This is a genomic window from Phenylobacterium sp. (assembly GCF_044372605.1).
Classification (GTDB): domain Bacteria; phylum Pseudomonadota; class Alphaproteobacteria; order Caulobacterales; family Caulobacteraceae; genus Phenylobacterium.
The window spans coordinates 1-7,562 of the sequence record NZ_JBILRO010000169.1 but is presented as its reverse complement, the minus strand read 5'-3'; the positions used below and the strand labels follow the sequence as shown (position 1 = coordinate 7,562).

The following is a 7,562-nucleotide window of genomic DNA, read 5'->3' as shown; positions in this document are numbered from 1 at the left end:
CGGAGGATGTGACCCGTGCATCCGGCGTACAGCCGATGCTGCCGCGCGGCGTCGCCAGCCTGTCGGGGCGCCGTGAGCGCTTCGACCGGCTGCCAGGTGATGCCGATACGATCAAGGCCTACGTCCGCGCGTTTGCGGAAGCCTGAGGTCTTGATCCCCAAGGTTCACACCCTGTCCAATGGCGTGCGCGTTGTGTGCGATCCGCTGCCTGGCTGGCAGACCGTGGCGCTGTCCGTCGTCGCCGGTCGCGGCGCGCGGTTCGAGGACAAGGCCCGCTCGGGCTGGTCGCACCTGCTGGAGCACATGGTCTTCAAGGGCGCGGGCGACCGGTCTGCGCGTGAAATCGTCGAGGTGATCGAGGCCGAGGGCGGCAACATCAATGCGGCCACAGGCTATGAGCGGACCAGTTTCCAGATCCGGGCGCTCAAGGCCGGCCTCGACCTCGGCGCCTCTGTGCTCGGCGATCTGGTGCTACGCCCGGTCATGGACGAGGGCGATCTGGAACGTGAGAAACAGGTCGTTGGTCAGGAGATCGCCGAGGCGGCCGATACCCCGGACGATCTGGTCTTCGAACTGGCGCAGCAGGCCGCGTTCTCGAGCCAACCGCTGGGTCGCCCTATCCTCGGTACGCCGAAGTCCATCGGCGCGGCCACGATCCAGACCCTCAGCGACTGGCGCGCCGCCCTCTATGCGCCGGAAACCCTGGTCGTAAGCGCTGCGGGTGCGGTGGATGAGGATGAGCTGCTGCGGCTGGCCGAACGGGAATTCGGCGGCGCGTCCGGCGCTGGCCTTCCCGCCGCCGAAGCGGCGACGTTCATATCCGGGTCGAAGACGCTCGCGCGCAAGCTGGAGCAGGCTAATCTGGTGCTGCTGTTACCGGCCGTCGGCGTCCAGGATCCCGACTATTTCGCGCTCCGGCTGCTGGCCGAGATTCTGGGCGGCGGCATGGCGTCACGCCTGTTCCAGGAGGCCCGCGAGGCGCGTGGGCTGGCCTACGCCATTGACGCCTATTCCGAAACCTATGCGGACACCGGCGTGCTGGGCGTGTTTGCGGGCTGCGAGGCGAAGAACGCGGTCGAACTGGCGCAGGTGACCGCCCGCGAAATCCAGGGACTCACCCGACCGGTTCCGGACGCTGAGCTGGCCCGCGCCAAGGCCCAGCTGAAAGGCTCGATGTTCATGGGTCGCGAGTCTGCACTCGCCCGCGCAGAGCAGGCCGCCGGTCAGGTTCTCCTGTTCGGCAAAACCCTGGATCCGGAGGATCTCGCGGCCGAAATCGACGCCGTCACCCCGGCCCAGCTCGCCGCCCTGACCAGCCGCATCCTGGCCTCACGCCAGGCTGCGGTCGCCATCCTGGGCCCCCGCGCTGCTCTGGGCGCGGCAGAGTCGTTCGAACAGGCGCTGTTCAACTGACCGCGCCAACGCGATCACCGCCCTTGACCTCAATCCAAAATCCGCGACGCTCACCACATGGCCCTTCTGGACTGGATCGCGCCCGAGAGCGGCCTTCGCATTGAAGGCGAGGGCGTGTTGCTGCGCCCGCCGCGCGCCCAGGACTATGCCGAATGGCGTGATCTGCGTGCCCAGAGCCGGGCCTTCCTGCAGCCTTGGGAGCCGACCTGGCCGGCGGATGATCTTTCACGAGCCTCATATCGCCGCCGTCTGATGGCCTATGCACGGGACCGCGACGCCGGGGTCGCCTATCCCTTCTTTGTGGTTCGCGCGGCAGACGAGGCGCTGACCGGCGGCATCACCCTGTCGAACGTTCGCCGCGGCGTCGCCCAGATGGGATCGGTGGGGTACTGGTGCGGTCAACCCTTCGCGCGCCAGGGCCTGACGCTGGCGGCCGTGCGCGCGCTCACCGCCTTCGCCTTCCGGACTCTGGCGCTCCACAGACTGGAGGCCGCCTGCATTCCGGACAACGATCCATCGCGCCGCTTACTGGCCCAGGCGGGCTTTTCCGAGGAGGGATTTGCCTCCGCTTATCTTAAAATTAACGGCGCATGGCGAGATCATGTCTTGTTCGGCCAGTTGAACTCCCATGGGGGACATGAGGGTCCGGACGTGGAGGTGTCGGTCTGACCGTCGCTTTTGATTTCAAGGCTCTGATCAGGACGAAATGGCCAACGAGCGCTGGACATGGGACGCTACGGCCAATCTTGAGGCCCTGGGTGCCGCCGAGGTCGCTCTGTGGGTCTGGGAGCCGCAGAAGGACCGCCTGCGTCTGACCGGCGCCACCCGCAGTCTGGGCCTGGGGCCCCTGGCGCCGGACTGTTCCTCAGCGGCGCTGCGGGCTCTGACGCTGCCCCAGGATCGGGCGATGGCCGAGGACATCCTGCGACTTCAGCAGCCGGGCGGCGAGGTGGCCGTGCGCCTGCGGCTGCGTGGCGGCGCGCCCAGTGTCTGGCGCGGCGTCTGGCTGGAAGAAGGTGTCCGCGCCGCTGGCGTCGTGGCCGCAGAAGTCCGGTTTGCCGCTTCCGGCATCGATACCCTGACCGGTCTGGCCGACCGCCGCACCTTCATCACCCTGGCGCGCGAGCGCCTGCAGGCGCCCGGCGACTACGAGCTGATCGTGGCCGATCTCGACCGATTGCGGCGCCTGAACGAAGCGCTTGGCCATGAGCGCGCCGATCTGGTGCTGGCCGCGCTGGGCTCCCGGCTGGCCGCGACTTTCCCGCCGGGCGCCCTGCTGGCGCGGATCGGAGAGGACGAGTTCGCCTCACTGGCGCCGAAGACGATCTCGCCGGGCGCCGATGCCCTTCGCAGCGCTCTCGAACAGCCCCTGCGCGTGGCGGGTTTCGATATCCATCCCAGTCTTTCGATCGGCGCCGTGACCGCCGCAGGCGGCGATGAGGCGCCGGAGGCCACCGAGCTGTTGCGCCGCGCCGAGCTCGCGGTGGAATCCGCCCGGAGCCACGGCCGCGGCGGCGCTGCGGCCTATGGTCGCGGGCTTGAGACGGACGGTCTGTCGCGGCTGGCCCTTGAGGGCGACCTGAAGGGCGCCCTGCGGCGCGGCGAGCTGATGCCCTTCTATCAACCCATCGTGCGGCTCTCCTCCGGCGCGCTGTCGGGTTTCGAGGCGCTGGTGCGATGGAAACATCCCCGTCGCGGTTTGCTCACCCCCGATCAGTTCCTCCCACTCTGCGAGGAAATGGGCCTGATGCCCGAACTGGGCTCGATGATGATGCGCGAGGCGGGCCAGCAGCTGGCGGCCTGGCGCCGCCGCCACCGGGCAGCCGGCGAGCTCACCGTGGCCGTCAATCTCTCCACTGGAGAACTGGATCGGCCTGATCTTGTGTCCGAGGTCACATCGATTCGCGCCGAAACCGGCTTGCCGCCGGGCGCGCTCAAGCTGGAGGTCACCGAAGGCGACGTCATGCGCGATCCCGACCGCGCCGCTGTGGTGCTGCGCGCCCTGCGCACCGCCGGGGCCGGCCTGGCGCTCGATGACTTCGGCACCGGCTTTTCGGCGCTCTCCTATCTGACCCGGTTGCCCTTCGACACGCTGAAGATCGACCGCTATTTCGTACGCACCATGGCCGCCAACGAAGGTTCGGCGAAGATTGTCAAATCCGTTGTGACCCTCGGACAGGATCTCCACATGGAAGTGATCGCCGAAGGCGTCGAGAACGCCATGATGGCCCAACACCTCCAGTCGTTCGGTTGCGACTACGGCCAGGGCTTCGGCTACGCCCCTGCGCTATCGGCCCAGGAGGCGGAGGTCTACCTCAACGAGAGCTATGTGGATGGTGCGGCGCCGGTGAAGGCGCGGGGATAGCGCCTCCTCAGGCCTCCCCGGCCTCCGCGCTCAGAAAGGTCGGGTCGACCCCGAGCTTGGCCAGGGCGCGGGTCCATTTTGTCTCGTGGTCGTCGTCGAACACCAGCGCCTCGTCGGCCTCCACTGTCAGCCAGACATTCTGCCGGATCTCCTGTTCCAGCTGACCGGCGCCCCAGCCGGCATACCCCAGGGCCAGCATGGCGCGCCGCGGGCCGGTCGCCGTCGCCATGGCGACCAGCACCTCCCGGGTGGTGGTGAGCGCCATACCGCCGGGCACGGTCATGGTGTGCTCGGCGCCGAAGTCGTCGGTGTGCAGCACGAAGCCGCGCTCCGTCTCCACTGGCCCGCCCATCAGCACCGGGCGCTCAGCCATCCCCGCCGCGCCCTCGATTTCCAGCCGCTCCAGCAGAGTGGGCACGCTGAGGCCCTCCAGCGGGCGGTTCACCGCCACCCCCATCGCGTGGTCGCCGTCATGGGCGCACACCAGGATCAGGGCGCGTTCGAACCGCGCGTCGCCGATGCCAGGCATGGCGATCAGGAACTGACCCGTCAGGAAGGCGCCGTCCATGGTGTCCAGAAAGATCCGCCGCACAAATCTTGAAAATCGAGACTACGGTCGCGACCGCTTCTCAGGTATCAGCATGGCTTCCGATCTCTATGCAAGGACCACAGGCCATGACCATCAAAGTTGGTGATACGCTGCCCGCCGCGACCCTGACCCAGGCGACCGCCGAAGGGCCGAAGCCCGTCAAGACCGAAGACTTTTTCAAGGGCCGCACCGTCGCCCTCTTCGCCGTGCCGGGCGCGTTCACGCCGACCTGCTCGGCCAAGCATGTCCCCGGCTTCAAGCAACTGAGCCCTGATCTCAAGGCCAAGGGCGTCGATGAGATCGCCTGCCTGTCGGTCAACGACGCCTTCGTGATGCGCGCCTGGGGCGAGGATCAGGCCGTGGGCGACGACATAATCATGCTGGCCGATGGCAACGGCGACTTCACCACCGCGCTTGGCCTGGAGATGGACGGTAGCAAGTTCGGCATGGGCAAGCGCTCGCAGCGCTACTCCATGATCGTCAAGGACGGCGTTGTGAAGGAACTGAACGTCGAGCAGGGCGGTGAGTTCCGGGTGTCGGCCGCCGACTATCTGCTGGCTCAACTCTAGCCGAACCGCCGGCTCAGGAACCGCGAGCCGGCCTCGCCGAACCGCCAGGGCGTCTCGACCGCCTTGGACAGACCGATACGCGGGCCGACCTCCACACCGGGGGTCGGTCCTGCGACCAGTTGAAAGGGCGCGGCGTCCAGCGGCAGGCCGTCATGATCGCGCGAAACCGCCAGGGCCTGCGCCAGTTTGCCGGGACCCGAGCACAGCGCCCGCGGATCAGCTACCCCGCGCCGGCCCCGCATGACCTCCAGGCCCAACATCGGCTCCAGCGCCCGGATGAGCACGGCGCTCCCCGGCGCTTCGCCGCACACGACGTTCAAACACCAATGAATCCCATAGGAGCGATAGACATATGCTCGCCCCGGCGGCCCGAACATCGCCGCGTTCCGGTCAGTTCGTCCCCTGAAGCTGTGCGAGGCAGGATCCTCGTGATGGTAGGCCTCGGTCTCGACAATCCGCCCGCCCACGCCCTCGATGAACAGGTTGCATCCGATCAGTTCACGCGCGACCTCGGCGGGATGCCGCCGCCAGAATCCTTGACGTTCGGCGTCAGAAGGTCCGGAATGTTGCTCAACAACAGAAACCATCCAGGGAAGATGCGCCATGGCATATGTCGAAGGCCAGACCGTCCACGACGCCGACAGCCACATCATGGAACTGCCGGGCAAGATCAACAGCTACATCGACCCGAAGTTCCGCGCCGACTTCGTCGAGAAGACCGGTCGTAAGGAGGTTCTGCCCGAATGGTTCGCCAGGGCCGCCGAGAAGGCCCGCGACCCCGAGTTCCTGGCCGGCGCAGAGGCCAACATCCTGCTTCGCAAGAACTACGAGGCGCTCGGCGCCTTCAACGCTGACCACCGTCCCAGGACGCTGGACTATCTGGGTTTCACATCCCAACTTGTGTTTACCACCGCCTGTCTATCAAACTTCGGTCTCGAACAGCTGGGCGAGGTCGAACTCGCCGTCGAGGCCGCGCGCGCCCACAATCGGATGATGACCGAGTTCTGCTCGGTGGACCGCCGCCTGCTGGCCACCGGCTATGTGCCGCTGATCGACCGCGCACGGGCGCCGCAGATTGCCCGAGAGGCGCTGGCGCTGGGCGCCAAGGCGCTGGTGGTTCCGTCCCGCCATCCGCCCGGCTTCTCCCCCAGCCACCGCGAGCTGGATGCGCTCTGGGCTGTGGCCCAGGAGGCCGGGGTGCCGATCTTGTTCCACGTCGGCGGCGAGGAGAAGATGCCAAGTGCCTACCTGGAGAATGGCCTGCCCTACGTAAAGGATTTCCACGGGGGCGACGAGAATTTCACCTCGCTGTCCTTCATGTCGATCCCGCTGAGCGTCTGGCAAACACTCTCGGCCCTGGTGATCGACGGTGTCTTCGACCGCTTCCCCCGCCTGAAGTTCGGCGCCATCGAGCTGGGCGCCTCCTGGCTGCCCAGCCTGATGAAGTTCCTGGATTCAGGGGTCGCCGCCTTCGGCAAGGAGGAGCGCCTGCAGACCCTTTCGGGCACGCCGTCGGAAATCCTGCGCCGCCAGCTCCGGGTCACGCCCTATCCGCACGAGGACGTCCGCTGGATCATGGAAAACTCCGGCGAGGACATGGTGCTGTTCTCCTCGGACTTCCCCCATGTCGAAGGTGGCCGCAATCCGCTGAAGCGATTCAACGATAACCTGGCGGGGGTAGACGAGCGGCTGAAGCGCAAATTCTATCGTGACAACTTTATCAACCTGATGGGGAACGGCCTGGCCAGGGACCTGCACGACCTGCCGTCGCTGGCGGCGGCCTGAGCAGGTGCCTCTACGACCCGACAACCATGAACGAAGTCGTCACCGGCGTCCGCGTCCGCGAGCCCTACTGGTGTGAACGTTCCGGTCAGGCGGGGGCCGGTGTTCCCGGGCCATCACATAGCAATGGGGACAGCTGAGTTCGCCTCGTCCTTCGTAGCGGGCCCCTCTACCGCACGCGCCATGGCGGCCAGCAGTTCAGCGATCTGGATGGGCTTGGGGCTGTGCTCGTTGAAGCCCATCGCCAGGTAGTGGTCGCGATCACCTGAGGTGACGTCAGCTGTCAGCGCTATGGCCGGGATGTCGCGGTTCGCGCCCGGGCCAGCGCGCAGGCGTTGCAGCAGTTCGACGCCGCCCATCTCCGGCATCTGGATGTCCGAGATCAGCAGGTCGAATGGTTCGGCGGCCAGCGCTTCCAACGCCTCTGCGCCGCTCGACGCCTTGGCGATCCGGTGATCGAACGTAGCCAGCATCTGTTCAACGACCATCAGGTTCACCAGGTTGTCGTCCACAACGAGGATGGATAGCGGACCCAACAATGTGGCGGTCGCCACGGCCTCAGGGACCTGCACCGCTGCCAGTGCGACGTCGACCGGCGCCTCGATATGGAAGGTCGAGCCACGATCGAGAGTGCTCTCGACCCAAACCCTCCCGCCCATCAGTTCGGTGAGTTGTTTGACGATGGCAAGGCCCAGTCCCGTGCCGCCAAAGCGTCGGGCGTTGGCGTCCTCTACCTGGGAAAACCGGTCGAACAGGACCGGGATATGCGCCTCGGCGATGCCCGGTCCGGTGTCCCGCACTGAAATCCGCAGATCCACAGCGCCGTCATCGAGCGCGGCGGCTC

General features: G+C 66.8%; 8 protein-coding genes. 5 read left to right on the top strand and 3 right to left on the bottom strand.

Translation table 11 applies throughout. From position 1 onward, the window contains the following. Nucleotides 1–150 precede the first annotated feature (150 nt). From ACIQ42_RS13210 to ACIQ42_RS13200, 3 genes are read left to right on the top strand one after another with little or no spacing between them, the layout of a single operon-like run. A complete protein-coding gene (locus tag ACIQ42_RS13210; RefSeq protein WP_397422675.1) occupies nt 151–1,413 on the top strand; it encodes a M16 family metallopeptidase in 1,263 nt (420 codons plus the stop codon). Between the two features lie 57 nt (nt 1,414–1,470). Beyond that, nucleotides 1,471–2,082, top strand: a complete 612-nt coding sequence (locus tag ACIQ42_RS13205) for a GNAT family N-acetyltransferase (protein WP_397422674.1) — start codon at nt 1,471–1,473, stop codon at nt 2,080–2,082. A 37-nt stretch (nt 2,083–2,119) separates the two neighbouring features. Further along, on the top strand, nt 2,120–3,778 hold the full coding sequence (locus ACIQ42_RS13200; protein WP_397422673.1) for a putative bifunctional diguanylate cyclase/phosphodiesterase: 1,659 nt from the start codon (nt 2,120–2,122) through the stop codon (nt 3,776–3,778). A 7-nt stretch (nt 3,779–3,785) separates the two neighbouring features. On the opposite strand, the gene ACIQ42_RS13195 is transcribed toward ACIQ42_RS13200, so the two are convergent. After that, entirely contained in the window at nt 3,786–4,346 is a 561-nt protein-coding gene (locus ACIQ42_RS13195) for a YqgE/AlgH family protein (protein WP_397422676.1), read from the bottom strand. A 107-nt stretch (nt 4,347–4,453) separates the two neighbouring features. On the opposite strand from ACIQ42_RS13195, the gene ACIQ42_RS13190 reads away from it, so the two are divergent. After that, nucleotides 4,454–4,936: a peroxiredoxin gene (locus tag ACIQ42_RS13190; protein ID WP_397422672.1), complete on the top strand. Its 483-nt coding sequence runs from the start codon at nt 4,454–4,456 to the stop codon at nt 4,934–4,936. Here ACIQ42_RS13190 and ACIQ42_RS13185 read toward each other — a convergent pair. Continuing rightward, on the bottom strand, nt 4,933–5,541 hold the full coding sequence (locus ACIQ42_RS13185; RefSeq protein ID WP_397422671.1) for a DNA-3-methyladenine glycosylase: 609 nt from the start codon (nt 5,539–5,541) through the stop codon (nt 4,933–4,935). The two genes, ACIQ42_RS13190 and ACIQ42_RS13185, sit on opposite strands and share 4 nt — an antisense overlap. Here ACIQ42_RS13185 and ACIQ42_RS13180 point away from each other — a divergent pair. Next, nucleotides 5,540–6,721, top strand: coding sequence for an amidohydrolase family protein (locus tag ACIQ42_RS13180; protein ID WP_397422670.1), 1,182 nt, complete (start codon nt 5,540–5,542; stop codon nt 6,719–6,721). The genes ACIQ42_RS13185 and ACIQ42_RS13180 overlap by 2 nt on opposite strands. Before the next feature lie 113 nt (nt 6,722–6,834). Here ACIQ42_RS13180 and ACIQ42_RS13175 read toward each other — a convergent pair. After that, nucleotides 6,835–7,562, bottom strand: a 728-nt coding sequence (locus ACIQ42_RS13175) for an ATP-binding protein (RefSeq protein ID WP_397422669.1), incomplete at its 5' end; no start/stop codon positions are given.